The organism is Thioclava sp., assembly GCF_048263065.1.
GTDB lineage: Bacteria > Pseudomonadota > Alphaproteobacteria > Rhodobacterales > Rhodobacteraceae > Thioclava.
Genome location: NZ_JBLXEM010000001.1, coordinates 152,140 through 177,944 on the forward strand (window position 1 = coordinate 152,140; position 25,805 = coordinate 177,944).

Genomic DNA, 25,805 nt, shown 5'->3' on the forward strand with positions numbered 1-25,805 from the left:
TGGATGTAAGCAGTCTTGACGTTGGGTGAAATGGGAAACTCGGCGAAACCTGCGCAAAACACAAGTTTCCGCCTAATCAAACCGTTTCCAGATCGCGTTTTCGCCGATTTTGGCAACAAAGGCGGCATGTGCCTCGGCTTCTTCGGCGCTAAGGCGCGGTGGTAGCGGCGTCGGGCGCGGTTGTGGGCGCCAGTTGCTACTTTGGGCGCCTTTGTCCTTGTTATCGCTGGCAAGTTGCAGGCCGAAACCCGGTTGGCGGCCACCGATCAGTTCCAGATAAACCTCGGCCAGAATTTCGCTATCAAGCAAAGCCCCGTGCAGCGTGCGCGACGAATTGTCGATGCTAAAACGCCGACACAGCGCATCAAGCGAGGCGGGGGAGCCGGGAAACTTGCGCCGCGCGATGGCCAACGTATCAAGCGCTCGCTCGTTCGCGATCAGCTCCATCTCCGCCCAACTCAGTTCAGCGTTGAGGAATTTCATATCAAATTTGGCATTGTGGATAACCAATTTTGATTCTGGGCCTATGAAATTAAGAAAATCTAATCCGATCTCGGCGAATTTCGGTTTATCGGACAGGAAGTCATCGCCAAGCCCGTGAACCTCAAAGGCCGATTGCGGCATCTTGCGTTCGGGGTTGATGTATTGGTGATAGGTGCGACCCGTCGGCATGTGGTTGAACAGCTCAATTGCGCCGATCTCTACGATGCGGTCGCCTTCACTTGGCTCAAAGCCAGTGGTTTCGGTATCGAGAACGATCTCACGCATCGCGGCTCTCCCTGATCTGCGCGATCAGGTGTCGCACATCCGCGTGGGTCTGCTCAAGGCTTTGGGTTTCGATGACAAAGGTGGCGCGGGCGCGTTTTTGCGCATCAGGCATCTGACGCGCGAGGATGAGATCAAGCTGAGCGTCGGTCATACCGGGGCGGGCAAGGACTCGCGCGCGCTGCAGGTCTTGCGGGGCAGTGACCACAAGCGTTGCATCGCAGGCTTGATCGGCACCGGTTTCGAACAAAAGCGGGATGTCGAGTAGGATCAGATCCGCGTTGGGATGGGCCGCGATAAACTCTGTGCGCGATTGTGTGGTTAGCGGATGAACAATCGATTCAAGGCGGTTTAGAGCCTGTTTGTCTTGCGAAAGGCGCGATTTCAACGCATCGCGACTAACCGCACGGTCGATGATGGCCTCGGGAAAAGCGGCCGCAATCGGGGCCACGGCGGCACCACCTATGGCGTAAAGATCATGTACGCAGGCATCGGCATCCCAAACCGGTACGCCCTCAGAAGCAAACATCGCGGCGGTCGTGGATTTCCCCATACCGATCGAGCCCGTCAGCCCAAGCAGGAAAGGCCGACTCATAGGCCAAGGACCGCGTCGCGCAATCCGTCGGTGACTTCTGGTCGATGGCCGAACCAGCGCTCAAAACCGGGAACCGCCTGATGGAGCAACATGCCCAATCCATCGACGGTGACGCATCCTGCCTCTTCTGCCGCAGTCAGGAATTTGGTTTTCAGCGGCGTATAAACGAGATCGCAACACGTCGCGCCGGGAGTGAGTGCATCAAGAGGCACGCGGAACTCTGGTTTCCCGGTCATGCCAAGCGAGGTTGTGTTCACGACGGTCGTCGCGCCTTCGATCATATTGCCGGCCTGCACCCAGTCATAGACGACGATCCGTGCACCAAATTCTGCGCGCAATGCATCAGCGCGCGCGCGGGTGCGGTTTGAAATGCGAATTTCAGGGGCGCCAGTTTCCAGAAGGGACGCCACGATAGCACGCGCAGCGCCGCCCGCGCCCAAAACAGCCGCTGATCCGCTGCTTGCACACCAACCAGGCGCATATTGTTTTAGGTTTGCGATAAATCCATAACCATCTGTATTATCTGCATAAATCTTTCCGTCATGACGAAAGATCAGCGTATTCGCAGCCCCGATAAGCGCGGCGCGATCTGAAATCACATCAGCAATTTCAAGCGCGCGGATCTTATGCGGGATCGTCACATTCACACCAACGAAACCCGCCTTTGGTAGCGTGCGCAGGACGGTTTCAAGATCATCGGGCGCAACATCTAGGGGTACGTAATGGCCTCGCACGCCATATTGCCGAAACCAGTGACGAAACAATGCGGGCGAGCGCGAATGCGCGATGGGCGATCCGATCACGCCTGCGATGGGTATTCGGGGATGATCGCTCATGTGCTCAGCTCTCCTCGTGCGCGTAGCCAGTTGAGAAATTCCATTAAGGGTAGTCCCAGAACAGCAAAATAGTCGCCTTCGACGCGAGAGAAAAGCCGCACGCCTTCTTCTTCGAGTTTATAGCACCCGACGGTGTGACGGATGCTATTCCAATTGCGCGTGACATAGGCGTCAATGAACTGTTCGGAAAGCGGGTGCATGGTGAGCCGCACCTCTGCGACATGACGCCAAAGCGGTTCACCATCACGAATCGCAACCAACGCAGACAGGAGTTTGTGGGCCTGACCCGATAGGGCGCGCAACTGAGCGCGAGCGTCATCGGGGGTTTCAGGCTTGGCAAATATCTCGCCTTTAAGGTCAAGCACTTGATCGGCGCCAAGAACGAGTTGACCGGGCGCTTTGCCAGAGATTTTGGCCGCTTTCATTTCTGCCAAAAGGTCAGCAACGTCACGCGGATGCGCCGCCTCGGCTTGCAAGCCCTGACGGATCGCGTCTTCATCGATGCGGGCGGGCAGCGCGGTGACGGCCAGCCCGGCGTTGCGCAAAAGCTGTGCGCGGATCTCGGAAGCGGAGGCTAGAAGGATGTTCATAGCTGTGTGGATAACCCGATGTAGAACCCTAGGGATGAATCTGGGCATAACTACGTTTGCCGGATTTCTCCACCATCTCGTGGCGTTCCACGGTTGATCCACGAAAGTTGTCCACCTGTGGAGCCCAAGATCGCGGGGATGTGCGCAAACGCCGCGATTGCGGTTTCATCCCATGAGTTATCCACAGAACCGCATGCTGAATACATCATTAATGTACATAAAAATCAAGTTGTTACAGGTATTATACAGAGAATGGAGCGAGGACTTATCCCAATCTGACCGGCTGTGGAAAACCCCTTAACAAACTGTTAATCCACATAGTCCACAGGGCCTACATCATCATCATCTTTTCAATATCTATATTTATTTATTAAGAAGAGGCCTGTGACTTGGAGGTGAAATGTCCGATTTCCTGAGCAACTGGTATCCGTGGATCAAGGCTTTGCATGTGATGTCGATCATCACTTGGATGGCAGGTCTGTTCTATCTGCCGAGGCTGTATGTCTATCACGTTGAAGGGCTGAAGAAGCAGGGCGTGGTGCATGGCTCTGATATGGATAAGCTATTTCAGCACCAAGAGCGCTTGTTGCTAAAGGCGATTATGAACCCTTCGATGATCGCGAGCTGGCTATTTGGTCTGATGTTGGTCTTCACGCCAGGGATCGTGGATTGGTCAAGTATCTGGCCCTGGACCAAGGCGGCAGCCGTGCTTGGAATGACGTGGTTTCACATGTGGTGTGCCAAAGAGCGCAAAGCGCTAGCGGATGGCAGTAGCGTGAAAACCGGGCGGCAATATCGGATGATGAACGAAGTGCCCACGGTGTTCATGATCGTGATCGTGCTTTCGGTGGTTGTGAAGTTCTAAGTTTCATTGACTTTGCGCGCGGCGCGACGTATCTGGCAGGCAAGCCCCGGTCGTCCTGACCGAATGGTTTTTCTGTAGATAATGATATGACGCCGCGCGGGTTGCCCCATGCGTGGATCGTCGCGACAGGTGACATATGAGCGAAACGCGTCTCAATCTCTTTGATCTCAAAGCGAAAAGCCCGAAAGAGCTGTTAGCGCTGGCAGAAGAATGGGATGTCGAAAATGCCTCGACCATGCGCAAGGGCGAGATGATGTTCTCGATCCTCAAAGAGCATGCCGAAGATGATTGGGTTATCGGCGGCGACGGTGTTTTGGAAGTGCTGCAAGACGGGTTCGGGTTCCTGCGCTCAACCGAGGCGAACTATCTGCCGGGCCCGGATGATATCTATGTCTCGCCCGAGATGATCCGCCAATACAGCTTGCGCACGGGGGACACCGTTGAGGGCGTGATCCGCGCGCCCGGCGAGAATGAGCGGTATTTCGCGTTGACCACTGTTGAGAAGATCAACTTCGAGCAGCCCGAAAAAGCCCGTCACAAGGTGGCGTTTGATAACCTCACGCCGCTTTATCCCGATGAGCGATTCAAGTTGGAAATCGAAGATCCGACGATCAAGGACCGCTCGGCCCGGATTATTGACCTAGTTGCGCCGATCGGGAAAGGCCAGCGTGCGTTGATTGTTGCACCGCCGCGCACGGGTAAAACTGTGCTGCTGCAGAATATTGCCAATTCAATCGAAACCAACCACCCGGAATGCTATTTGATCGTGCTTTTGATCGACGAGCGTCCCGAAGAGGTGACGGATATGCAGCGTTCGGTGAAAGGGGAGGTTGTGTCCTCTACCTTTGATGAACCGGCGACGCGCCACGTTGCGGTGTCCGAGATGGTGATTGAAAAGGCTAAGCGTTTGGTCGAGCATAAGCGCGATGTTGTGATTTTGCTCGATTCGATTACGCGTCTGGGGCGTGCGTTCAACACTGTCGTCCCAAGCTCGGGCAAGGTGCTGACCGGTGGTGTGGATGCGAATGCTTTGCAGCGTCCAAAACGGTTCTTTGGCGCTGCGCGTAATATCGAAGAGGGTGGTTCTCTGACGATCATTGCAACGGCGCTGATCGATACCGGCTCGCGCATGGACGAGGTAATCTTTGAGGAATTCAAAGGCACGGGTAACTCGGAAATCGTTCTGGATCGCAAAGTGTCTGACAAGCGTGTTTTCCCGGCGATGGATATCTTGAAATCCGGTACCCGCAAAGAAGAGCTGCTGGTCGATCAGAAAGATCTGCAAAAAACCTATCTGTTGCGGCGTATTCTGAACCCGATGGGCACCACGGATGCGGTTGAGTTCCTAGTTTCGAAACTCAAGCAAACCAAAACCAATTCCGAATTCTTCGACTCGATGAACGGCTGACGCTGATTTATCGTTTTCCCTCAGGGGGTTACGATGGACACGATCTTTGCTTTAGCAACCGCGCGTGGCAAGGCGGGGGTTGCGGTAATCCGTATTTCGGGGCCGCAGGCCTTTGTTGCAGCAAGCGCTTTAGCGGGCGATTTGCCGCGATCGCGCGTGGCGGGGCTGCGTAAATTGCGGCTTGGTGCGGACGAGTTGGATGAGGCGATTGTGGTATGTTTCGAACATGGTGCGAGCTTCACCGGCGAGGATGTTGCGGAACTGCATATTCACGGGGCGATTGCGACAGTCAGCGCGGTGCTGAACGCATTGGGTCAGCAGCCCGGTTTGCGCTTGGCCGAGCCGGGCGAATTTACTCGTCGGGCTTTGGAAAACGAACGTCTTGATCTGTCACAGGTTGAAGGTCTGTCCGACCTAATCGATGCGGAAACCGAGGCGCAGCGTAAGCAAGCGTTGAAGGTGCTGTCTGGTGCAGTCGGGGATTGCGTTGAGGCTTGGCGCTCGGATCTGGTGCGGGCGGCGGCCTTGATCGAAGCGACGATCGATTTTGCGGATGAAGATGTGCCGGTCGATGTCGCGCCGGAAGTCACTGCGTTGATTGATAGGGTATCTGCCGGGTTGAGCGACGAATTGCGTCGAATTGATGCGGCAGAACGGGTTCGCGAGGGGTTCGAAGTCGCAATAGTCGGGCGCCCGAACGCTGGCAAATCGACGCTTTTGAACGCTTTGGCCGGACGTGAGGCGGCGATTACCTCAGAAATCGCGGGCACCACCCGCGATGTGATCGAGCTGCGGATGGATATCGCGGGCTTGGCGGTGACGTTGTTGGATACTGCCGGTTTGCGCGAGACGGAGGATACGGTAGAGGCGATAGGCGTTGCGCGGGCATTGGAACGCGCCAGCCAGTCGGATCTGCGGGTGTTTTTGTTAGATGGTGGCGAAGTGCCGCTGATAACCCCAGAGCGCGATGATATTATCGTTCATGGTAAGGCTGATCTTGGTGCTGCAGAGGGGTTTGCGGTGTCGGGTAAAACAGGGCTTGGTCTTGATCGCTTGATTGCAGAAATCGCCGAGCGTCTGTCTGAGCGTGCTGCGGGTGCTGGCGTGATGACGCGCGAACGTCACCGTCGCGGAATTCGCGTTGCATTTGAGGCTTTGGAATCGGCGCGAGATGAGGTATTGCGCGGGTCTGAACGCAGTGAGTTGGCGGCGGAATCACTGCGGCAGGCTGTGTGGGCGTTGGAATCTTTGCTTGGCCGCGTGGATGTTGAGCATCTTCTGGATGAGATATTCTCCAGTTTCTGCATTGGAAAGTAGGAGTGTTTCACGTGAAACATTACGATGTCATTGTGATTGGTGGCGGTCACGCTGGAACCGAGGCGGCACATGCGGCCGGCCGCATGGGTGTTGCATGTGCGCTGGTGACGTTGCGCGCTGATGCCCTTGGAGTGATGTCGTGTAATCCAGCGATTGGTGGCTTGGGTAAGGGCCACTTGGTGCGCGAAATTGACGCGCTGGACGGCGTGATGGGGCAGGCGGCGGATCGTGCGGGTATCCAGTTCCGCTTACTTAATCGCCGTAAGGGGCCGGCGGTGCAGGGGCCACGCGCGCAAGCGGATCGTGCGTTATATAAACGCGCGATTGGTGAATTGACGGTGGCGCAGCCAAATTTGACGGTGATTGAGGGTGAGGTTGCTGATCTGATAATTGAGGACGGGCGCGTCGGAGGCGTTGTTCTCGCAGATGGTTCTGAGATCCGCGCAAGCGCCGCGATTCTCACGTCTGGCACATTTCTGAACGGCGTTATTCACATTGGTGATCAGCGTCAGCCGGGCGGCCGGATCGGGGACAAGCCGTCTCGCGCCTTGGCGGAGCGTTTGAAGGCGTTGGGACTGCCGTTAGGTCGGTTGAAAACCGGAACTCCACCGCGTTTGGATGGGAAAACAATCGCTTGGGACCGGCTAGAGAGTCAGCCTGGCGATGACGACCCAACGATGTTTTCGTTCTTGAATCGCCGACCTTTCGTTCGTCAGATTTCTTGCGGGATCACGCATACAAATGAACAAACGCATGATATTATTCGCGAAAATCTAGAGAAATCGGCGATGTACGGCGGTCATATCGAAGGCGTCGGGCCGCGTTATTGTCCTTCGATTGAGGATAAAATCGTTCGATTTTCGGATAAGACGTCACATCAGATATTCCTTGAGCCAGAGGGGCTTGAGGACGACACGGTCTATCCAAACGGTATTTCGACTTCTCTGCCCGAAGCGGTGCAAGAGGCTTATGTTCACTCGATCTACGGCTTGGAACAGGCACGTATTTTGCAGCCGGGCTACGCGATTGAGTATGATTACGTCGATCCGCGCGCGCTGGATCTGACATTGCAGTTACGCGATTTACCGGGGCTTTATCTTGCCGGACAGATTAACGGAACAACAGGATATGAAGAGGCTGCCGCTCAGGGGTTGGCGGCGGGTTTGAACGCAGCGTTGGCTGTACGGAATCAAGAGCCAGCGCATTTCAGCCGGACCAATAGCTATATCGGCGTGATGATTGATGACTTGGTGACGCGCGGGGTGAGTGAGCCTTATCGCATGTTTACCTCGCGCGCCGAGTTTAGATTGTCGTTGCGCGCAGATAATGCCGATCAGCGTTTGACGCCCTTCGGACTCTCGCTGGGTTGCGTTGGCGCGGTGCGTCAGGATGTGTTTGTACGCAAGATTGAGGCCCTCGACGTCGGCCGTGCCCAAATGGAGGCGGTTGTGCTAAGCCCAACCGAGGCGCAGGCGAAGGGGTTTCGCGTTACCCAAGACGGCACGAGACGAAGTGCGCTTCAGTTGTTGGCGTTCCCAGATATTACAATGGGACAGCTTCAGGATGCGATCCCGAACTTGTCGAGTATCCCGCCTGAGATTTGTGATCAGCTTGCCAAAGACGCGCTTTACGCCAACTACACGGCTCGGCAAGAACGGGATGCTGCCTTGATTAAGCGCGATGAGGGCTGGGTTCTTCCGGTGGATTTCGATTACGGGGCGCTTGTCGGGCTTTCAAATGAGCTAAAGCTGAAGCTGGAAGTGGCGCGGCCTCAGACGCTGGGGCAGGCAGCGCGGGTTGACGGGGTCACTCCTGCGGCCTTGACGCTTTTGCTTGCAAAGCTCCGCCAGAACAAGAAGGACAAAATCGCATGAGTGATGCGTCCGCGCAGTTTCAGGCGGATTTCGATGTTTCACGTGAAACATTGGAGCGTCTTGGGGTGCTCGAGACGTTATTAAAGAAGTGGAATAAGGCGATTAATTTGGTTTCGGTGGCAACCCTGTCAGAAGTATGGACACGCCATTTTGCAGATTCGGCTCAGATTTTAGCGTTAGCGCCAGACAATACGCTGCATTGGGCTGATTTGGGCTCAGGCGCAGGGTTTCCGGGTTTGGTGATCGCGATACTTGCGAAAGAAAAGCAACCTGATCTGGCGGTTACTCTTGTCGAATCGGATCACCGCAAGTCGGCGTTTCTGCTTGCTGTCATCCGAGAACTCGGACTTAAGGCCCGGGTGAAAGCAGAGAGAATCGAGGAAACGGAAAGCCTTGACTGTGATGTTCTGAGCGCACGCGCATTGGCGCCGCTCTCGAAATTGCTAGAGTTTTCTGGGCGTCATCTGACTGATCGAGGCGTAGCGCTTTTCCCAAAAGGGGCGCGTTGGGAAGAAGAGGTTGCGAGCGCTCGCGAAAACTGGTCCTTTGATTTGCAGGTTTTACCGAGCCAATCTAATCCCAGCGGCGTCATTCTGAAAATTTCCGGAGCAAAGCGTGTCTGATCCAATTCGCGCAAGCGATCCTCGCATTATCGCCATTGCAAATCAGAAGGGCGGGGTGGGCAAGACGACCACCGCGATTAATCTTGCGGCTGCGTTAGCCGAAAAAGGCGAAAAGGTTTTGCTGATCGACCTTGATCCGCAGGGAAACGCATCAACGGGGTTGGGGGTTGGATCTGATGATCGCGCGGTCAGCACGTATGAATTGCTGCTTGAAGACGCGCCGATTGCCTCGGTCATTCGCGCGACGGATGTCGAAAATCTTTCTCTCTGTCCGGCGACGACGGATCTGTCTTCGGCGGATATGGAGCTGGTTTCGACTGAAAAACGCAGCTTCCTTTTGCATGATGCGCTACGACATACAGACATCGATCCCTTCGGCTTCACCTATATATTGATTGATTGCCCGCCCTCGCTCAGCCTTTTGACGGTGAACGCGATGGTCGCGGCGCATTCGGTGCTTGTTCCGCTGCAGGCCGAATTTTTTGCACTAGAAGGACTTTCGCAGCTTATGTTGACGATCCGCGAGATCCGCCAAAGTGCCAATCGCGCGCTACGGATCGAAGGTGTCGTTCTGACGATGTATGATGTGCGCAACAACCTGTCGCAGCAGGTTGAAGCGGATGCGCGTGCAACCTTGGGTGAGCTGGTGTTTCGCACAATGATTCCGCGAAATGTGCGCGTTTCTGAGGCGCCGTCTTATGCGATGCCGGTGCTTGGCTATGATAGCGGATCACGCGGGTCTGTGGCATATAGGGCGCTGGCACAGGAATTGATTGCGCGCCATCAGGCGACGAAGAAAAGGGACTGATTCATGGCCGAAAAGCGAAGTGAGCGTCGTGGCTTGGGGCGGGGTTTGTCTGCCTTGATGGCGGATGTCGATCTGAACCCGGCGGTGACTGAGGATGCGCCGCGCCGCGCCGAGCAGTATATACCTATTGAGCGGCTGGAACCGAATCCGGACCAGCCCCGTCGTGATTTTGAGCCGAGCGCTTTGGAGGAGTTGTCGGCCTCAATTCGAGAAAAAGGCGTCATCCAGCCCCTTATTGTGCGCCAACACCCTTCGAAAGCTGGGCATTTTGAGATTGTCGCAGGTGAGCGACGTTGGCGCGCGTCGCAGATGGCGCGCTTGCATGAGCTGCCGGTTATCATTCGTGATTTTAACGACACCGAAGTGCTTGAAGTTGCGATTATCGAGAACATTCAACGCGCCGAGCTGAACCCGCTTGAGGAGGCGCAGGCGTATCGACAATTGATGGACCGCTTTGGTCATACTCAGGAAAAGCTGGCCGAGGCGCTGTCGAAAAGCCGAAGTCATATCGCAAACCTGATGCGGCTTTTGCAGCTTCCCGACGAGGTGCGCGACCTGTTGCGCGAGGGCAAGCTGACAGCTGGGCATGCACGCGCGATGATTACGGCGGATGACCCTGTCGGGCTGGCGCGGCAAGCGGTGGCAAAGTCACTTTCGGTTCGTGACGTTGAGCGCATGGCGAAGAAGCCTGAAAAAGGAACGAAATCTGCACGCCCAAAGCCTCAAAAAGATGCCGATACGCGCGCTTTAGAAGGCGATCTTTCCGCTACAATTGGTATGAAAGTGAATATCGACCACAACGACGTGGGGTCAGGCAAGCTGATCGTCAGTTATGGCGACCTCGATGATCTGGATCGGCTGTGTCAATTGCTTAGTCGCGGTAACTGATCAGCTATTGGGCCGCGTCCAGATAAAGATCGACACCGCGATCAGTGTGGCGGCCTGAATGGCGAGCAGCTTAACGGGTAGGCCGATGATGACAGAGAACAGGAAGGCAATCGCGATTGAGATCGACGCCGCGATTTTCGCGCGTTTTGAGATCGCGCGGTGGTCTTGCCAGTCCTGAATGGCCGTGCCGAACCGAGGGTGCGAAATAAGCCAATAGTGCAAGCGGTCCGAGGATTTCGCGAAGAAGAACGCTGCAAGCAGCATCAGCGGAACGGTCGGCACCAGCGGAACGATTGCACCAATCAGGCCGATGGACAGCGAAAGCAAGCCGAGACTCAGCCACAGTAACCGGATCACGGCATCAACTCGCGGATGATTGCATTCAGCACGGGGCGACCTTGTTCAGTGGCACAAATTCGACCCTCTTCCAGCGTAATCATGCCAATATCCTGTAGATGAGCGATCGAGGACGGGGCCAGTTCAGCGCCCGCAAGAGTAGCATATCTGTTCACGTCGAGCCCTTCCGTCAACCGCATCGCAAAAAGAAGATACTCGATTGCTTGCTCGCTGTCGCTGAGACGTTCGCGCACTCCCTCACCGGATCCGCGTTTGGCGACCTGTTCAAGCCAGAGGGCAGGGGACTTGGGCGTATCCGTCGCGTGGCGCTGCCCCTTCAAGGTTAGGCGCCCATGCGCACCAGGGCCGATCCCAATATAGTCGCCGTAGCGCCAGTAAATCAGGTTGTGACGGCTTTCCGAGCCGGGGTGCGCATGGTTGGAAATCTCGTAAGCTGGTAGCCCGTGCTTGTCACAGATTTCCTGCGTCATTAGATACATATCGGCGGCGTTGTCGTCGATTGGAAGGCCGGGAAGCTTGCCCAGATCGTGGCGCGCGCCGAACACGGTGCCGGACTCAATGGTCAGTTGGTAAAGGGACAGATGATCTGCAGCCATGCTGAGCGCCTCGGTGAGTTCGGTGCGCCATTGGGCGGTGGTTTGATATTGGCGGGCGTAGATCAGATCAAAGCTGACGCGGTCAAACGTGTCGCGCGCGATATCGAAGGCGCGGCGTCCCTCAGCGACGCTATGCATTCGACCGAGGCGGCGCAAATCGTCATCGTTGAGCGCTTGCATCCCCATTGAAACGCGGTTCACGCCCGCCTCAAAGAAGGCTCTAAACCGCCCGGATTCGATACTTGTGGGGTTGGCCTCGAGGGTGATCTCTGGGTCGTTAACCATCGGCCATGTTGCGCGAATTCGCTCGATGATTGCCGCAACGAGATCTGGGTTCATCAGCGATGGCGTGCCGCCGCCAAAAAAGACCGTGCTGAGTGTGCGGCCTTGGGTCTCACGGCCCAGGCGGTCAATTTCGGACAGGTAGGCGCGCCGCCATTGTGATTGATCAATTTCCCCTGCGACATGAGAGTTAAAGTCGCAATAGGGGCATTTGGCGGCGCAGAATGGCCAGTGGAGATAGAGGCCGAAGCCGCCGTTGCGCCAGTCGTCCGTCATCCTTTGAATGCCGTGACTTCTATCTCGATCTTCATCGCGGGATTGACGAGGCCAGCGACGATCATCGTGGCGGCGGGACGAATATCACCGAAAGCTTCGCCCAAAGCTGGTGCAATGACCTCGGCTAGATTTGCATCCGTGATGATGTAATTGGCGCGTACGACATCACACATCGCAAAGCTTGCACTCTCGAGTGTCGCGCGAATGGTCTTAAGTGCGTTTCGAGCCTGTTCCAGTGGGTCTTCGGGGAACTGACCACTTGCATCAGCGCCCGTCGTTCCGGCCACGAAGCACCAGTCGCCCTGAACCACAGCGCGAGAGTAGCCAAGCTTGGGCTCATAGGGGGATGAGCCAGAGATCAGGCGGCGTTCTGTCATTCTAATCCTCGAACACTTTTACGAACTGGCGAAACGCATCCGCACGGTGCGAGATTTGGTTTTTCTCATGGGAGTCCATCTCGGCAAAGGTGATGTCATAACCGTCGGGTTTAAACATCGGGTCATAGCCGTGACCGAGTTTGCCGCGCATCGGCCAGACAAGCTGACCTTCGACTTTGCCTGCGAAGACCTCGTCATGACCATCGGGCCAGGCGAGCACGAGAGTGGAGCGGAACCGCGCTGTGCGCGGGGCGGGGGCGTTGATTTCGTCACAGGCCTTCCACGTTTTTTCCATCGCCATCGTAAACTCGCGACCGGTCGGTGTGGTCGCCCAATCGGCGGTAAACACGCCCGGCGCGCCGTTTAGACAATCCACCTCAATGCCGGAATCATCGGCCAGCGCAGGCAGCCCGGTCGCCTTGGCTGCCGCGTGAGCCTTGATGCGGGCGTTGCCAACAAACGTGCTTTCGGTTTCTTCGGGCTCGGGAAGGTTCATGTCCTTGGCCCCAACGACATGAATGCCAAAAGGCGCAAGAATAGAGACGATTTCTTCGAGTTTTCCCGCATTATGCGTGGCGACTAGCAGCTTAGTATCGGTGAATTTTCTCATCCGATTGCAGCCTTCTGCGCCGCGACCAGCTGTGCCACTCCGGTTTCGGCCATATCGAGGAGTTTGTTCATTTGATCGCGTGAGAAGGTGGCTCCCTCGGCAGACATTTGCACTTCGATCAGCTTGCCTGCGCCGGTCATGATGAAGTTGCCATCGGTGCCCGCTTCGCTATCCTCGGCATAATCCAGATCGGCTACGGGCTGGCCGGCGTAGATACCGCAGCTGATCGCAGCGACATGATCCAGCAGAGGATCAGAGGTGCAGGCACCCGATTTCATCAACTTGTTCGCTGCCAGACGTAGCGCAACCCAACCCCCGGTGATCGAGGCGCAACGGGTGCCACCATCGGCTTGAATGACATCACAATCCACGACGATCTGGCGCTCTCCCAGAGCCGAGCGATCCACGCCAGCGCGCAATGCCCGCCCGATCAGGCGTTGGATCTCCACGGTGCGCCCGCCCTGCTTGCCTGCTGCTGCCTCACGTCGGTTACGCGTATTCGTCGCGCGCGGCAGCATGCCGTATTCGGCAGTGACCCATCCAAGTCCGGAGCCCTTGAGGAAAGAGGGCGCGCGATCCTCGATTGAGGCGGTGCACAGGACATGCGTGTCACCCATTTTAATCAGGCACGAGCCTTCGGCGTGTTTTGTCACACCGGTTTCGATTGAAATTGCGCGAAGTGCGCTTAACTCTCTGCCGGAAGGGCGCATCTTTGAATCCTCTCAACTGGTTTGATTCCATTTGATCCCCGAGGGGCCGCGATGCAACCCCGAAAGCTGAGATTGACGCCCGGCCTCACGCAGCTTTAATTCACTCGGAGGCGCGCTGAGATGACTGATAAGAATGATATTCTAACCGAGATGAATGACCGTTCCCGCGAGGTATTTCGCCGGGTGGTTGAGGGGTATTTGTCGTCGGGCGATCCGGTCGGTTCGCGCACGTTGACCCAGCAGATGAGCGAAAAGCTATCGCCCGCGACCATTCGCAACGTGATGCAGGATCTCGAAGTTCTCGGACTTTTGGACAGTCCGCATGTGTCTGCGGGGCGTATTCCGACGCAGATGGGGCTGCGGATGTTTGTTGATGGCGTGATGGAGCTTAGTCATCTGGACAATTCAGACCGTGCGGCGCTTGAGGCAACGATGGGGGCGAATTCCGGTGATGTAGGGTCTATTCTGGGTCGTGTATCAAGTGCGCTTTCCGGGATGACCCACGGAGCGAGCCTTGTTTTGGCGCCCAAACAAGAGGCGCCGATCCGTCATATCGAATTCGTCTCCCTTGCGGTGGATCGGGCTTTGGTGGTTCTCGTTTTTGCCGATGGGCAGGTCGAAAACCGGGTGTTCACACCGCCAATTGGACAAACGCCGTCTTCGATGCGCGAGGCGGCGAATTTCCTCAATGCGATGGCGGAGGGGCGTACATTGTCAGAATTGCGCACCCATATTTTGCATGAAGTTGCCAATCGGCGGCAGGAAATTGATTCGCTGGCCGCAGAACTGATTGATAACGGGTTGGCAGCCTGGGAGGATAAGGGCGAACGTTCAGAGCGGTTAATCGTGCGCGGGCGGGCGAATCTATTGGGGGAAGAGGTCGACTTGGACCGAATTCGCACCCTGTTTGACGATCTGGAACGCAAGCGCGACATCGCGGAATTCCTCAATCTCGCGGAAGACGGCGAGGGTGTGCGCATTTTTATTGGCTCCGAGAACAAACTTTTTTCGCTTTCGGGTTCCTCTTTGGTGGTCTCTCCTTATATGAACGCTGACCGTAAGATCATTGGTGCGGTGGGTGTGATTGGGCCGACGCGGCTTAATTATGGGCGGATCGTGCCGATCGTGGATTATACAGCGCAGTTGGTCGGGCGGTTGATTTCCGGCCAGAGCAAGGGATGAATGGCATGAGCGATAAGAAAGACGAGTTTGCCGAAGATCAGGCCCATGTGGATGAGACTTTCGCAGATATCATGGCCGAAGAGGCTGATGAGATAGAGCAGTTGCGCGCCGAGCGTGACGACTTCCGCGATCGCTTCATGCGCGCTTTGGCCGACGCTGAGAATGCGCGCAAGCGCGCAGACAAAGAGCGGCAGGAAGCCTCGAATTACGGCGGCTCGCGTTTGGCGCGCGATATGCTGCCGGTGTTTGATGCGTTGCAACGCGCCCTAGAGGCTGTGACGGAAGAGCAGCGTGCTCAAGCTGGTCCGGTGCTTGAGGGCATCGAGTTGACGCAGCGCGAGCTGATCAACGTCTTCGCGCGTCACGGGATTACGTCAATTGTGCCTCAGATCGGTGATCGCTTTGATCCCCAGCAGCACGAAGCGATGTTTGAGGCGCCGCTGCCGGGCACCAAGGCGGGCGATATCATTCAGGTTATGGAGCACGGCTTCATGATCCACGATCGGTTGTTGCGACCGGCGAAAGTCGGCGTGAGTTCAACGCCGAAATCCTGATAGAAAGACTGGGGGCGTCATGCCCCCAGTCGGCCATCAGGTTTTCCAGAATTCAGATCAATCCGTGAGGAGCGCGCGCAATTCGTAAAGTGCGTTTAGCGCTTCCTTCGGCGACATTTCATCAGGGGTGAAGGATTTCAACGCCTCTTCTAGCTCTGAGTTTCCAGCAGGTTTTGGGCTGGGTTGGGGTGTGTTAGAGACTGAAAACAACGGCAGATCATCAATGACCGCCTGTTTCTTGCCGCCATTTTCACGCTCGCCCTTTTCCAAAGCATCCAGAACGACGCGGGCACGTTCGACAACCGAGTTCGGCAGGCCCGCAAGGCGCGCGACTTGGACGCCATATGACCGATCCGCCGCGCCTTTGCGCACCTCGTGTAGGAAAATCACCTCGCCGTCCCACTCTTTGACCGTGACAGTGGCGTTCTCGACGCCGTCAAGTTTGGCCGAAAGCGCGGTCATTTCGTGGTAATGGGTCGCGAAAAGCGCACGGCACCGATTCGTGGCGTGCAGATGTTCCATCACGGCCCAGGCGATAGAGAGTCCGTCATAGGTGGCTGTGCCGCGTCCGATTTCATCAAGGATTACCAAGGCGCGATCATCGGCTTGATTGAGAATCGCGGCGGTTTCGACCATCTCGACCATGAAGGTCGAACGCCCACGCGCAAGATCGTCTGCGGCGCCTACCCGCGAGAAGAGTTGTGAAACAATGCCGATATGGGCCCTTTTGGCGGGGACGAAGCTGCCCGCCTGCGCAAGTAGTGCGATCAGGGCGTTCTGGCGCAGGAATGTCGATTTACCGGCCATGTTCGGGCCGGTGAGCAACCAAATCGCAGGGGTCAATCCACTGGTCAAGTCACAGTCATTGGCAATGAACGGCTCGCCAGATCTTTTGAGCGCGGCCTCAACCACTGGGTGACGCCCGCCTGAAATCTCAAAGGCGCGGCTGTCATCAACTTTAGGTTCGGCCCAGCTTTCGTTTCGCGCCAAGGTCGCAAAAGCGGCGGCAAGGTCGATTTCTGCTAACCCGCGTGAGGCTTCACCGATCGGGCCAGATTGATTGAGAATTGCCTCTTTCAAGCTAGAATAGAGTCTTTTCTCGATCTCAAGTGCGTGGTTGCCAGCGTTCAGAATACGGGTTTCCAGCTCGCTCAATTCAACGGTCGTGAAGCGCACTTGGTTGGCGGTCGTTTGACGGTGGATAAATCGTTCCGAGAGAGGCGGGGCAAGCATCTTTTCGGCATGTGTCGCCGTGGTTTCGATGAAATAGCCTAGAACGTTGTTGTGCTTGATCTTGAGGCCGGTGATGCCCGTAACGTCGACATATTCGGCCTGCATCTTGGCGATCACGCTGCGACCTTCGTCGCGCAACTGTCGTGTTTGGTCGAGTTCTTCGTCATAGCCAGCAGCGATAAAGCCGCCATCGCGGGCCAAAAGCGGAGGTTCTGCAATCAACGCGGCATCCAGAATCGCGACTAGATCTTCGTGACCGATCAGCGCACGCGCAGCGGACTTGAGCAAATCGGGCGCGTCCGTTTGTTCTAGCGCCTCGGCGATGCGCCCGGATTGTTCAAGCCCGTTGCGGATCGCTGTCATGTCTCGCGGACCGCCGCGATCTAACGCGAGGCGCGACAAAGCGCGATCCATATCGGGGCAGCGTTTGAGGTCCGCGCGTAGATCATCGCTGAACTGCGCTTGTTCGAGCAGAAACCGAACGGCGTCATGGCGGGCGTGAATTTCAGGCAGGTTGCGCGAGGGCGCAGACAAACGACGCTCCAACAGGCGCGCCCCCCCAGCGGTTACGCTGCGATCGATGGCGTGCAAAAGCGATCCCTCGCGCCCGCCGGACAGGGCTTGCGTCAGCTCCAGATTGCGCCGGGTTGCAGCGTCAATCTGAACCGCACCGGCGCCATATTCGTGCACGGGACGGCGCAGAAGTGGCAGTTTGCCTTTTTGCGTGATGTCGAGGTAATCGACGATCGCGCCCATCGCGGCCATCTCTGCACGCGAAAACGTGCCAAACGCTTCGAGCGAACCAATCGAATACAAATCAAGCAGGCGCTTTTCGGCGACCTGACTGTCAAAACTGGCACGTGATAGCGATGTGAGTGCGGCGCGCACATCAGAGACTATATCCGCGCAATCTTGTTCTTTTGCCTCGCTAACGAGCACCTCCCGCGGGGCAAGGCGCGCCAGTTCCGGCCCGAGCCGCGTCAGCGGGCATGTCATCACGCGAAACTCGCCGGTCGAGATATCGACCCAAGCCAGCGCACCCGCATCGCGCACCTCGGCCCATGCGGCAAGGAAGTTATGACGGCGCGCTTCGAGCAGGCTTTCTTCGGTTAGCGTTCCGGGGGTAACGAGGCGCACGACATCGCGCTTTACCACGGATTTCGCGCCGCGTTTTTTAGCCTCGGCGGGGTTTTCGAGCTGCTCGGCAATCGCGACGCGAAAGCCTTTGCGGATCAGGGTCAGCAAGTAGCCTTCGGCGGCGTGAACGGGCACGCCACACATCGGAATGTCTTCGTCGTTATGCTTGCCGCGTTTGGTCAGGGCGATATCAAGCGCGGCGGCCGCATCGACGGCGTCCTCAAAAAACATCTCGTAAAAATCGCCCATACGATAAAACAGCAGCGCGCCCGGATTGGCCGCCTTGATCCCAAGATACTGCTCCATCATCGGCGTTACGGTCGGATTGGCCATGTGCCCCCCATTTCCTATCGCGCGACCCTACAAAACCCCGGATTCGGGCGCAATTCCATTGAGCGTGAGAAAGCCGGGCGTTAAGACGGTTAGGCCTGTAGGAGGAGCGCCCATGCCCAGCAAGACCCGTATCACCCCCGAAGAAGCGCTTGCCTATCATCTTGAACCCCGCCCGGGGAAATATGAGATCGTCGCAACGACTGCGATGGCGTCGCAGCGTGATCTGTCGCTGGCGTATTCGCCCGGCGTTGCAGTGCCAGTTGAGGCAATCGCGGCGAACCCCGAGTTGGCGTATGATTACACCATCAAGGGCAATATGGTCGCCGTTATCACGAATGGCTCAGCTATTCTGGGGCTGGGCAATCTTGGCGCGCTGGCGTCAAAGCCGGTGATGGAAGGCAAGGCCGTTCTGTTCAAGCGCTTCGCCGACGTCAACGCAATTGATATTGAGCTCGACACCGAGGACGCCGACGAAATCATCAACGCGGTTAAACTGATGGGGCCGACGTTCGGGGGCATTAACCTTGAAGATATCAAGGCGCCGGAGTGTTTCATCATCGAGCAGCGTCTCAAAGAGATGATGGATATCCCGGTGTTTCACGACGATCAGCACGGCACGGCGGTGATTTGTGCCGCAGGGCTGATCAACGCGCTAGAGCTATCGGGCAAGAAGATCGAGGATTGCAAAATCGTGCTGAATGGCGCGGGGGCGGCGGGGATTGCCTGTCTCGAACTGATCAAAACGATGGGCGCGCGTCATGATAATTGCATCATGTGCGACACCAAAGGGGTGATCTATCAGGGCCGCACCGAGGGTATGAACCAGTGGAAATCGGCCCATGCGGCGGTGACCGATGCACGTAGCCTTGAAGAGGCGATGAAGGATGCGGATGTATTCCTTGGCGTGTCGGCCAAGGGCGCGGTCACGCCGGAAATGGTGGCGGTGATGGCTGATAATCCGGTCATTTTCGCGATGGCCAATCCCGATCCTGAGATTACTCCGGAAGAGGCTCATGCTGTGCGCCCGGATGCGATCGTGGCTACGGGGCGCAGTGATTATCCCAATCAAGTCAACAACGTGCTGGGTTTCCCCTACCTGTTTCGCGGCGCGTTGGATATCCATGCCCGCGCGATCAACGATGAGATGAAAATCGCCTGCGCGCGCGCCTTGGCAGAGCTCGCACGCGAAGATGTGCCCGATGAGGTCGCGATGGCCTATGGCCGCAAGCTGAGCTTCGGGCGTGATTACATCATCCCGACGCCATTCGATCCGCGCTTGATCCATGTGATCCCGCCAGCAGTGGCGCAGGCGGGGATGGATACGGGCGTTGCGCGGCGTCCGATTATCGACATGGAAAGCTATACGCAAAGCCTCAAAGCGCGGATGGACCCGACGGCGTCGATCTTGCAGGGCATCCATTCGCGTGCACGGCAGGCCCAGGCGAAGATGATTTTCGCTGAAGGGGATGATAGCCGCGTCTTGCGTGCGGCGGTTGCCTATCAGCGTGCCGGTATGGGGCAGGCGCTGGTCGTCGGGCGCGAGCAGGATGTCAAAGAGCGGCTGGAAGCGGCGGGTTTGGGCGACGCCTATCGCGAACTTCGCGTCGTCAATGCGGCCAATTCCAAGCACACCGAAAGCTACAAGAGCTATCTTTACGAACGCCTGCAGCGTCAGGGTGTGGATCGCGAGGATGCGCATAAACTGGCCACGCGTGATCGCCATGTGTTTGCTGCGCTGATGTTGGCGCATGGCCATGGCGACGGGCTGGTGACGGGAGCAACCCGCAAATCGGCGCATGTGCTTGAGCTGATCAACAAGGTGATCGACGCTAAGCCCTCGGATGGCGCGGTTGGAATCACTGCGGTGTTGAATAAGGGGCGCGTTGTGCTAATCGGCGATACGCTTGTGCATGAGTGGCCCGATGAGAACGATTTGGCTGATATCGCGATCTCGGGGGCGCAGGTGGCGCGCGGTCTTGGGCTTGAGCCGCGCGTTGCGTTTTGCTCGTTCTCGACCTTTGGCTATCCGGTTTCCGAGCGCGCGACTAAGATGCATCGCGCGCCAAAGGTGCTTGATCAGCGCGGGGTGGATTTCGAATATGATGGCGAGATGACTGTCGACGTCGCGCTGAACATGGATCAGATGGCGAATTATCCGTTCTGCCGTCTAACCGGGCCAGCGAATATTCTGGTGGTTCCGGCGCGTCATTCGGCGTCGATTTCGGTCAAGCTGATGCAGGAAATGGCAGGGGCGACCGTAATCGGGCCGATCCTGACCGGGATTTCGCAGGCGGTGCAGCTCTGCCCGACGTCATCTACGGTGAACGATATTCTCAATATGGCGGCGCTGGCGGCTTGTCGGTTGGGGCAAGCGAAATAGGGTGGGGCGATGATTTATAATCTCGGCTCGATCAATGATGATCACGTCTATCGCTTAGGCAATTACCCACGTCGGCAGAGACTTTGGCGGCGCAGAGCTACTCGGTCGGGCTTGGCGGCAACCGTGCGAATCAGTCACTAGCGATTGTGCGGTTTGGTATGACACGGCGCGCGGCCATGTGATCCGCGTAGCGGGGGGGCTGTGACGGCTATTGATACAACAGGCGCGGGGGATACTTACGCGGGCTATCTGGTTGCCGCGCTGGCTGAAGGTCTGGCAGTGAAAGAGGCGATGCGCCTAGCGGTTGCTGCGATCAAGATCACACGCCCGGGCAGCGCCGATGTAATACCGGTGCGCGCCGAGGTTGATGATTTTCTGGCAGGATCAGCCCAGCGAATAGCCCGTGCCGCGCACCGTGCGCACCGGATCTATGCCGCCATGCGTCATCAGTGCCTTGCGTAAGCGCCCGACATGCACATCGATCGTGCGGGTATCGACATAAATGTCGCGCCCCCACACCCGATCCAGCAATTGATCGCGTGTCCAGACTCGGCCCGGTTTCTCCATCAGGGTCGAGAGTAAGCGGAACTCAGTTGGCCCTAATTTCAATGGCTTACCGCCACGAAAGACGCGATGTTCCTCGGAATCCAGCATGATATCGTCGTAAGTTAGCCGCTCTCCCATCGTCGCAGGGCGTGTTCGACGCAGCTGGGTACGCACACGGGCCATCAGCTCGACCACAGAGTACGGTTTTACTACATAATCATCCGCGCCCGTTTCGAGCCCGCGCACCCGATCTACCTCTTCGGAGCGCGCCGACAGCATGATGATCGGGATGTGCCGGGTGGCGTTGTTCGATTTCACACGTCGACAAATCTCGATACCCGAAACATTGGGCAGCATCCAGTCGAGCACGATGAGGTCGGGCTTTTCTTCGGCGACCATTAGGAGGGCCTCGTCGCCGTTTTCCGCCATTACAACGCGAAAGCCTTCGGCGTCGAGATTGTAGAACAGGACTTCGCGCTGGGCGGATTCATCCTCGACTACCAAAACGCAGGGCTGCTGGGCGGGCGCCATGTCAGGCCTCCGTTTCGATCACGCTGGAAGATTTCGGGCGGCTGTCATCGGGCAACTCTCCGGTGACGAGATAGATCACCTGCTCGGCGATCGAGGTTGCATGATCGCCCATTCGCTCGATATTCTTGGCGATGAAATGAAGGTGCATGCAGGGCGTGATGTTGCGTGGGTCTTCCAGCATATAGGTCAGGAATTCGCGAAACAGCGCGTTATACATCTGGTCGACTTCTAGATCCCGTTGGCGCACATCGCGGGCGAGCTCAACGTCGCGCTGAATGTAGCTGTCGAGCGCGTCTTTGAGCATCGTTTCGGTCGCTTGCGCCATCCGGCGGATCGCGGCGGGCGTGCCGCTGATCGGGGGGGTATCGAGCAGAACCTTAGAGCGCTTGGCGATATTTTTGGCGTAATCCCCGACCCGCTCAAGACTGGCGGAGATCTTGATCACCGAAAGCGCAACGCGAAGATCGCGCGCGGCGGGGGCGCGCAGGGCGATCAGACGGGCCGCCTCCTCGTTGATTTTTTCCTCAAGTGCGTCGACGGCGCGGTCGCGTTCGCGCACAGCCTTCGCCAGATCGGCATCGCGGGTTTCTAATGCCTTGGCACTATTGAGAATTTGCTCTTCAACGATGCCGCCCATTTTGACGACGAGGGCCTGAACGGCCTCTAGGTCGCGGTCGAATGCGGAAAGAATATGGTCGCTCATGCCTGCCTCCTTAGCCGATCCGGCCGGTGATATAGCTCTCGGTCCGGGGGTCGGTGGGGTTTGTAAAAATCTTGTCCGTATCGTCATACTCCACCAGATTACCGAGGTGGAAGAAGGCCGTTTTCTGACTAACGCGGGCGGCCTGCTGCATCGAGTGGGTCACGATCACGACCGAGAAATTGGTCCGCAACTCGTCAATCAGTTCTTCGACCTGAGCTGTGGCAATCGGATCGAGCGCCGAGCAAGGTTCGTCCATCAACAGCACTTCGGGCGAGGTGGCGATGGCGCGCGCGATGCACAGGCGCTGCTGCTGGCCGCCCGAAAGCCCGGTGCCCGGCGCGGTCAGGCGGTCTTTCACCTCATTCCACAGGGCGGCTTTGCGCAGCGAGGCTTCGACAACCTCGTCCAATTCGGTACGATTGCGCGTCAGGCCGTGGATTTTCGGACCATAAGCGACATTATCATAGATCGACTTCGGGAACGGGTTGGGTTTTTGAAACACCATCCCGACCTTGGCGCGTAGCTGCACCGGATCGACGCGGCGATCATAGATATCTTCACCATCCAGCAGGATTTCGCCCTGCACGCGGCAGATGTCGATCGTGTCGTTCATCCGATTGAGGCAGCGCAGGAAGGTAGATTTGCCGCAGCCCGAGGGTCCGATAAACGCAGTCACGGTCTTGTCGAGAATATCGACATCGACATCCTTGATTGCGTGGTTTTCGCCGTAGTAGACCTGCACGTTGCGCGCGGTGATCTTGTTTTCGGTGGCGTTCACAGCTCTCTCCGTCAATGTCATGTCGTTCATGGCTGCGTCTCCTTACCAGCGGCGCTCAAATTTGCGGCGCAAAATGATCGCGATGATGTTCATGCTTAGCAGAAAAACCAGCAAGATGATGATACCGCCCCAGGCGCGTTCGTAAAATGCCGGGTCGGCGCGTTTGGCCCATTCGTAGATCTGGGCCGGCATGGCCGAGTTGGGCGAGACGAAGCCGTCTATGAGCCCGTCAGGCGTGTTCGTTGCGACAAAGCCCACCATCCCGATCAGCAAGAGCGGCGCAGTTTCCCCGAGCGCTTGGGCCAACCCAATGATCGTGCCGGTCAGGATGCCGGGCATTGCCAGCGGCAGGACGTGATGAAACACCGATTGCATCTTGGAGGCCCCGACCCCCAGCGCCGCATCGCGGATCGAGGGCGGCACCGCCTTGAGCGCGGCTCGGGTCGAGATGATGATTGTGGGCAGCGTCATCAGCGTCAGCACCAGACCACCAACCAGCGGTGCGGATTGCGGGAGATGCGCGAATTGGATGAACACGGAGAGACCTAGGATCCCGAACACGATAGAGGGCACCGCGGCGAGGTTGGAGATGTTCACCTCGATCAGGTCGGTGAAGCGGTTTTTCGCAGCGAATTCCTCAAGATAGATCGAGGCGGCAACGCCGATGGGCAAAGCCAGCGCGAGAACGACCAGCATCATGTAGAACGACCCTAGCATCGACACACCGATCCCGGCCTGTTCCGCGCGCGAATCCGAGGCATCCGCCCCAAAGATAAAGGCGGTATTGAAGCCCTTATGGATCACCCCTGCCTTGCGCAAATTGTCCGTCAGGTTGAGCTGAGCGACGCTGATATTCTTGTCCTGTGCGATATCGGCGCGCTTCACCCGGCCCTTCAGGTAGCCATCGACGCGCGAAGAGGCGAGGATCTTGAAATCGACCGTCTGACCGATCAGCGAAGGATCGGCGAGCACCCGGTCACGCACCTGCGCGGCGGCCGAGGCTGAAATCAGGTTCTTCAGATCTTTCGCCTTGCTCAAATCTGTCTCTATCCCTGCCTTTTTTACGACATCCAGCAGTCCGTTCTGAATCAGGGGCGCGTAGATAAAGGTCGTGGTTTTCTTGAGATCGGCGAGATCGCGGTTGCCCTTTTTGTCGATCTTGGCTGGGTCCAGATAGACCGGCACGTCAATGAAGGTCTGCTGAAAGGCCGAGCTTCCGTTGATCACAATTGTCGTAAGCAGCAACACTAGAAAGGCGATGCCGATGCCGATTGCGCCGATGCCCATCGCTTTGAATCGATTTTCAGAGGCGTTACGGCGTTTCGTGCGTGCATCAATCGCATGCAGGGAACGGTTTGTTGGCTTGTGCGGTGCGGAATGGGTCGCGTCGCTCATTCGTATTGCTCCCGATATTTGCGCACGATCCAGAGCGCGAAGATGTTGAGGCCAAGCGTGATGACAAAGAGCGTCATGGCGAGGGAAAAGGCCACCAACGCCTCAGGGGAGGCGAAATCGGCATCCCCGGTCAACTGGCTGACGATCTTGGCGGTTACGGTGGTCATCGCGTCAAACGGATTGAGCGAAAGCCTTGCCGCGGCCCCTGCGCCCAGAACGACGATCATCGTCTCGCCGATCGCGCGCGAAGCTGCCAGCAGGATGGCTCCGACGATGCCGGGAAGGGCGGCTGGCAGGATCACCTGTTTAACGGTTTCCGATTTCGTGGCGCCCAGCCCGTAAGACCCATCACGCAGGCTTTGCGGCACGGCGTTGATGATGTCATCGGACAGCGAAGAGACAAAGGGGATCAGCATGATGCCCATCACCAACCCGGCGGTCATCACTGCGGTGCCAGCGTGCATCCAACCGTTCTCGACAATCGCTGCCGTGGGCCCGTTCGGGCCGAAGATCGACATCAGGAACGGGCCGACGGTGAGTAGGGCGAAAAGGCCGTAGACGATGGTGGGGATCCCGGCGAGGATTTCGAGCAGCGGCTTGATTGCGCTGCGCACCGGATGCGAGGCGTATTCCGACAGATAAACGGCGGCATAGAGGCCGATCGGAACCGCGACTAGGAGCGCGATGAACGAGATGTAGAGCGTGCCCCAAAGCAGCGGCAGAATGCCCAGCTCGGACCCGCCGCCAAAGCTCGGCGTCCAGTTAAGCCCGAGGAAGAAGCCTTTAATCGGGTAGAGATTGAAGAACTCGACCGTGTTAAAGACGAGCGACAGCGCGATGCCGATCGTAGTGAGGATCGCGACGCTCGCAGCCGCAATCAGCAGGCCACGCACCCCTGTTTCGACGGCGTTGCGCGCGCGAAACTCGGGGCTGATCAGACGCAGGCTAAGGGCGAGGCCAATCAGCGTCGCGAGAAGCGTTGCCACAGTCAGGATAATGCCAGTGGCATTCAGGGCGAGCAGCAGAACGAACAGTATCAAGGCGGGGAGAAAGGCGGACATCGCAACCAGCGCGCCCGCGTAGGATGGCAGGGAGTGGAGCCGTCGGCGGTCTCCGTCCACCGAACTAAGCGCCCGCGACCGCCCCATCACAAAGCCCGCACCTGTCAGCGCCAGCACGATTACGAAGATCCAGAAAACAGGCATATGCCTCGCCTTTGTCTTGGAAAAGGTCCTAAAAGGGCGGTGGGGGCGACG

General features: G+C 57.4%; 26 protein-coding genes. 11 read left to right on the forward strand and 15 right to left on the reverse strand.

Annotation, left to right across the window (positions count from 1 at the left end; all coding sequences use genetic code 11):
- Positions 1-72 precede the first annotated feature (72 nt).
- The 4 genes from dnaQ to ACN0SD_RS00780 are packed head-to-tail and all read right to left on the reverse strand — an operon-like array spanning position 73 to position 2,786.
- The gene (gene dnaQ / locus ACN0SD_RS00765) at positions 73-768 is read right to left on the reverse strand and encodes a DNA polymerase III subunit epsilon (protein WP_417806309.1); all 696 of its coding nucleotides are present in this window, start codon (positions 766-768) and stop codon (positions 73-75) included.
- The gene (gene coaE, locus ACN0SD_RS00770; RefSeq protein WP_417806310.1) at positions 761-1,360 is read right to left on the reverse strand and encodes a dephospho-CoA kinase; all 600 of its coding nucleotides are present in this window, start codon (positions 1,358-1,360) and stop codon (positions 761-763) included. Before coaE ends, dnaQ begins: the two co-directional genes overlap by 8 nt.
- The gene (locus ACN0SD_RS00775; protein ID WP_417806311.1) at positions 1,357-2,196 is read right to left on the reverse strand and encodes a shikimate dehydrogenase; all 840 of its coding nucleotides are present in this window, start codon (positions 2,194-2,196) and stop codon (positions 1,357-1,359) included. The genes coaE and ACN0SD_RS00775 overlap by 4 nt, the downstream gene beginning before the upstream one ends.
- Complete coding sequence (locus tag ACN0SD_RS00780) at positions 2,193-2,786, reverse strand: Maf family protein (RefSeq protein WP_417806312.1); 594 nt, start codon at positions 2,784-2,786, stop codon at positions 2,193-2,195. The genes ACN0SD_RS00775 and ACN0SD_RS00780 overlap by 4 nt, the downstream gene beginning before the upstream one ends.
- Before the next feature lie 400 nt (positions 2,787-3,186).
- Here ACN0SD_RS00780 and ACN0SD_RS00785 point away from each other — a divergent pair, with 400 nt between their 5' ends.
- From ACN0SD_RS00785 to ACN0SD_RS00815, 7 genes are all read left to right on the forward strand, one after another.
- A complete protein-coding gene (locus tag ACN0SD_RS00785) occupies positions 3,187-3,651 on the forward strand; it encodes a CopD family protein (protein WP_417806313.1) in 465 nt (154 codons plus the stop codon).
- Positions 3,652-3,787: 136 nt separating this feature from the next.
- Positions 3,788-5,059, forward strand: coding sequence for a transcription termination factor Rho (gene rho / locus ACN0SD_RS00790; RefSeq protein WP_417806314.1), 1,272 nt, complete (start codon positions 3,788-3,790; stop codon positions 5,057-5,059).
- A 33-nt stretch (positions 5,060-5,092) separates the two neighbouring features.
- Positions 5,093-6,376, forward strand: a complete 1,284-nt coding sequence (gene mnmE, locus ACN0SD_RS00795; RefSeq protein WP_417806315.1) for a tRNA uridine-5-carboxymethylaminomethyl(34) synthesis GTPase MnmE — start codon at positions 5,093-5,095, stop codon at positions 6,374-6,376.
- Between the two features lie 2 nt (positions 6,377-6,378).
- The gene (mnmG, locus tag ACN0SD_RS00800; protein ID WP_417806316.1) at positions 6,379-8,250 is read left to right on the forward strand and encodes a tRNA uridine-5-carboxymethylaminomethyl(34) synthesis enzyme MnmG; all 1,872 of its coding nucleotides are present in this window, start codon (positions 6,379-6,381) and stop codon (positions 8,248-8,250) included.
- Positions 8,247-8,873: a 16S rRNA (guanine(527)-N(7))-methyltransferase RsmG gene (rsmG, locus tag ACN0SD_RS00805; RefSeq protein ID WP_417806317.1), complete on the forward strand. Its 627-nt coding sequence runs from the start codon at positions 8,247-8,249 to the stop codon at positions 8,871-8,873. Before mnmG ends, rsmG begins: the two co-directional genes overlap by 4 nt.
- Positions 8,866-9,681, forward strand: coding sequence for a ParA family protein (locus ACN0SD_RS00810; RefSeq protein WP_417806318.1), 816 nt, complete (start codon positions 8,866-8,868; stop codon positions 9,679-9,681). The genes rsmG and ACN0SD_RS00810 overlap by 8 nt, the downstream gene beginning before the upstream one ends.
- A 3-nt stretch (positions 9,682-9,684) precedes the next feature.
- On the forward strand, positions 9,685-10,569 hold the full coding sequence (locus ACN0SD_RS00815; RefSeq protein WP_417806319.1) for a ParB/RepB/Spo0J family partition protein: 885 nt from the start codon (positions 9,685-9,687) through the stop codon (positions 10,567-10,569).
- Here ACN0SD_RS00815 and ACN0SD_RS00820 read toward each other — a convergent pair whose 3' ends face one another.
- The 5 genes from ACN0SD_RS00820 to rph are packed head-to-tail and all read right to left on the reverse strand — an operon-like array spanning position 10,570 to position 13,777.
- Entirely contained in the window at positions 10,570-10,926 is a 357-nt protein-coding gene (locus ACN0SD_RS00820; protein WP_417806320.1) for a YbaN family protein, read from the reverse strand.
- Positions 10,923-12,080: a radical SAM family heme chaperone HemW gene (gene hemW / locus ACN0SD_RS00825; protein WP_417806321.1), complete on the reverse strand. Its 1,158-nt coding sequence runs from the start codon at positions 12,078-12,080 to the stop codon at positions 10,923-10,925. The genes ACN0SD_RS00820 and hemW overlap by 4 nt, the downstream gene beginning before the upstream one ends.
- Entirely contained in the window at positions 12,077-12,457 is a 381-nt protein-coding gene (locus ACN0SD_RS00830) for a RidA family protein (RefSeq protein WP_417806322.1), read from the reverse strand. Before ACN0SD_RS00830 ends, hemW begins: the two co-directional genes overlap by 4 nt.
- A 1-nt stretch (position 12,458) precedes the next feature.
- Complete coding sequence (gene rdgB, locus ACN0SD_RS00835; RefSeq protein WP_417806323.1) at positions 12,459-13,067, reverse strand: RdgB/HAM1 family non-canonical purine NTP pyrophosphatase; 609 nt, start codon at positions 13,065-13,067, stop codon at positions 12,459-12,461.
- A complete protein-coding gene (gene rph, locus ACN0SD_RS00840) occupies positions 13,064-13,777 on the reverse strand; it encodes a ribonuclease PH (RefSeq protein WP_417806324.1) in 714 nt (237 codons plus the stop codon). The genes rdgB and rph overlap by 4 nt, the downstream gene beginning before the upstream one ends.
- A gap of 120 nt (positions 13,778-13,897) precedes the next feature.
- Here rph and hrcA point away from each other — a divergent pair, with 120 nt between their 5' ends.
- Together hrcA and ACN0SD_RS00850 are read left to right on the forward strand one after the other, a co-directional pair.
- Complete coding sequence (gene hrcA, locus ACN0SD_RS00845; RefSeq protein ID WP_417806325.1) at positions 13,898-14,959, forward strand: heat-inducible transcriptional repressor HrcA; 1,062 nt, start codon at positions 13,898-13,900, stop codon at positions 14,957-14,959.
- Positions 14,960-14,964: 5 nt separating this feature from the next.
- The gene (locus tag ACN0SD_RS00850) at positions 14,965-15,513 is read left to right on the forward strand and encodes a nucleotide exchange factor GrpE (protein WP_417806326.1); all 549 of its coding nucleotides are present in this window, start codon (positions 14,965-14,967) and stop codon (positions 15,511-15,513) included.
- Between the two features lie 57 nt (positions 15,514-15,570).
- Here ACN0SD_RS00850 and mutS read toward each other — a convergent pair whose 3' ends face one another.
- Positions 15,571-18,216 carry a DNA mismatch repair protein MutS gene (gene mutS, locus ACN0SD_RS00855; protein ID WP_417806327.1) on the reverse strand — a complete coding sequence of 882 codons (2,646 nt, stop codon included), beginning with the start codon at positions 18,214-18,216 and terminating at the stop codon, positions 15,571-15,573.
- Between the two features lie 112 nt (positions 18,217-18,328).
- On the opposite strand from mutS, the gene ACN0SD_RS00860 reads away from it, so the two are divergent.
- Complete coding sequence (locus ACN0SD_RS00860; protein ID WP_417806328.1) at positions 18,329-20,596, forward strand: NADP-dependent malic enzyme; 2,268 nt, start codon at positions 18,329-18,331, stop codon at positions 20,594-20,596.
- Positions 20,597-20,797: 201 nt separating this feature from the next.
- Positions 20,798-21,058 (forward strand): PfkB family carbohydrate kinase, encoded by a 261-nt coding sequence (locus ACN0SD_RS00865; protein WP_417806329.1) that lies wholly within the window; start codon positions 20,798-20,800, stop codon positions 21,056-21,058.
- Here ACN0SD_RS00865 and phoB read toward each other — a convergent pair.
- From phoB to pstC, 5 genes are read right to left on the reverse strand one after another with little or no spacing between them, the layout of a single operon-like run.
- On the reverse strand, positions 20,981-21,673 hold the full coding sequence (gene phoB / locus ACN0SD_RS00870; RefSeq protein WP_417806330.1) for a phosphate regulon transcriptional regulator PhoB: 693 nt from the start codon (positions 21,671-21,673) through the stop codon (positions 20,981-20,983). The genes ACN0SD_RS00865 and phoB overlap by 78 nt on opposite strands.
- A gap of 1 nt (position 21,674) precedes the next feature.
- Complete coding sequence (gene phoU / locus ACN0SD_RS00875) at positions 21,675-22,376, reverse strand: phosphate signaling complex protein PhoU (protein ID WP_417806331.1); 702 nt, start codon at positions 22,374-22,376, stop codon at positions 21,675-21,677.
- Positions 22,377-22,386: 10 nt separating this feature from the next.
- Complete coding sequence (pstB, locus tag ACN0SD_RS00880; protein WP_417806332.1) at positions 22,387-23,184, reverse strand: phosphate ABC transporter ATP-binding protein PstB; 798 nt, start codon at positions 23,182-23,184, stop codon at positions 22,387-22,389.
- 12 nt (positions 23,185-23,196) lie between these two features.
- Entirely contained in the window at positions 23,197-24,549 is a 1,353-nt protein-coding gene (gene pstA / locus ACN0SD_RS00885) for a phosphate ABC transporter permease PstA (RefSeq protein WP_417806333.1), read from the reverse strand.
- A complete protein-coding gene (gene pstC / locus ACN0SD_RS00890; RefSeq protein WP_417806334.1) occupies positions 24,546-25,754 on the reverse strand; it encodes a phosphate ABC transporter permease subunit PstC in 1,209 nt (402 codons plus the stop codon). The genes pstA and pstC overlap by 4 nt, the downstream gene beginning before the upstream one ends.
- Between the last annotated feature and the right edge of the window lie 51 nt (positions 25,755-25,805).